Genomic DNA, 1,789 nt, shown 5'->3' with positions numbered 1-1,789 from the left:
CAGGACAGGAGGATCGTCGTATGAAGATTGGCGACCACGTCGCGGATCTATCGGGTGTCGATGAGACGGGTGGACCTTTCCGCCTGTCCGATTTGCTGGCCAAGGGTCCGTTGGTGATGTTCTTCTATCCCGCGGCGATGTCACCCGGCTGCACCAAGGAGAGCTGCCACTTTCGGGATCTGGCCGGCGAGTTCGCCGCGCTGGGCGTAAACATCGTCGGGGTGAGTGCGGACACGGTCGACAAGCAGGCCGCGTTCAGCGCCGAACATTCGCTCGGGTTTCCCCTCATCGCCGACACCGACCGCACGATTGCCGCAGCCTTCGGTGTCCGCCGCAGGCTGGGCCCGAACAAACGGTCGACGTTTGTTGTCGACACCGATGGCACGGTGCTCGCGCGGATCGACTCGGAGTTCTCGATGAGCCGACACGCGGACGTCGCCCTGGAGGCGCTGCGCACCCATGCGACTCTAAAGATGAAAAAGAAGGAGACAGGATGACCCAGGGTGCTGTACGGCCCACGCAGATTCCGGTCCACGGCCAGATCTACGGCCTTGTGTCTGGCGCGTGGGTGGCCCAGATGATCAACGCGGTCGCCGAACTCGGCATCGCCGACGCACTGTCCGATGACAAACCTGTGCCGGCCGACGAGCTTGCCGTCGCGACGGGTGTTGATCCAGACAAGCTCCATCGAATTCTGCGAGCCTTGACAGCCTTCGGCGTCTTTGCCGCCGATACCGAGGGACGCTACGTCCACACCGACCTGTCCCGGGTGTTGCGCCGCGATCATCCGACCAGTATGCGGAATGCCGTACTGACGGCATGCGCCGACTGGCAGTGGCAGTCCTGGTCAAGGCTTACCGACAGTGTTCGTTCTGGCCGGAGCGCATTCGACGACGTGTTCGGCAAGGATATGTGGTCGTACTTTGCCGAGGACGATCCAGGCGCCGAAACCGTCTTCCAGGAAGCCCATTCGGAGCTCGCCACCATGACCGACAGGCCGCTGGCCGCTGCGGTCGATATCGCCGACGCCGTCACCGTGGTCGATATCGGCGGAGGATACGGCGATTTTCTGGCTGCCGTTGTCGACCGGCATCCGCACCTCAACGGAGTGCTGTTCGATACCCCGGGGACGCTGCGCAGTCTCGCCTCGGATACGGCGGCCGCTCGCCGCGCAGAGCGGTTCACGCTCCAGCCGGGCGACTTCTGCGAAACAGTTGATTGTTCCGCCGACATCTACCTACTTAAACTGATCATCTGTTCGTTTGACGATGACATGGGCGTTCGAATACTGCGTAACTGTGCGGCGAACGCGAAACCCGGTGCCAGAATCGTGGTGATCGACCGCGTCGTCACGAATGGCCCCGATTCAGTACAGGCGAAACTGTCCGATGTACAGATGTTCGTCCTGCACCCAGATGGCCGCGTGCGCACCGAGCGTGAATTCGCTGACCTTTTCGAGAAGGCCGGACTGGGCGCCCCTCACTTCACCCCGACGCCATCCGGCATTTACCTGATCGAGGCCACGATGCACGGCGAGGCCGCCCGGTCATGAACGTCGCCTCGCCCTTGCCTCAGCGGTCTTCTTGGCCCTACCTACCAGAATAGGAAGCAATGATCCCGACCCTGGTTGTGGCGGCGCTGGTCTTGAGCGGCCTCGTCGCCGGGGCGCTTTTCATCGGCCTCACGGCGGTACAGCCAGCGCTGCGCTCCGTAACGCCGGGCACCTACATCACAGTGAAGCAGGCCTTTGATCGCACCTACCCTCCATTGATGAGGCCGCTACAGTTGG

The 1,789-nt window shown here is 62.5% G+C and carries 2 protein-coding genes; both read left to right on the top strand.

What is annotated here, in order from left to right:
- Positions 1-20 precede the first annotated feature (20 nt).
- Entirely contained in the window at positions 21-497 is a 477-nt protein-coding gene (locus tag U9980_RS28265; RefSeq protein ID WP_416210426.1) for a peroxiredoxin, read from the top strand.
- The gene (locus U9980_RS28260; RefSeq protein ID WP_416210425.1) at positions 494-1,552 is read left to right on the top strand and encodes a methyltransferase; all 1,059 of its coding nucleotides are present in this window, start codon (positions 494-496) and stop codon (positions 1,550-1,552) included. The genes U9980_RS28265 and U9980_RS28260 overlap by 4 nt, the downstream gene beginning before the upstream one ends.
- The last annotated feature ends 237 nt before the right edge of the window (positions 1,553-1,789 follow it).

Source organism: Protofrankia sp. Cr1, from assembly GCF_963555865.1.
Lineage (GTDB): Bacteria > Actinomycetota > Actinomycetes > Frankiales > Frankiaceae > Protofrankia.
The sequence above is the reverse complement of the archived record's forward strand: the minus strand, read 5'-3'. Positions and strand labels throughout refer to the sequence as shown.

Coding starts and splice junctions, on each gene's coding strand:
- U9980_RS28265 (WP_416210426.1), top strand. CDS start 21: ATGAAGATTGGCGACCACGTCGCGGATCTATCGGGTGTCGATGAGACG.
- U9980_RS28260 (WP_416210425.1), top strand. CDS start 494: ATGACCCAGGGTGCTGTACGGCCCACGCAGATTCCGGTCCACGGCCAG.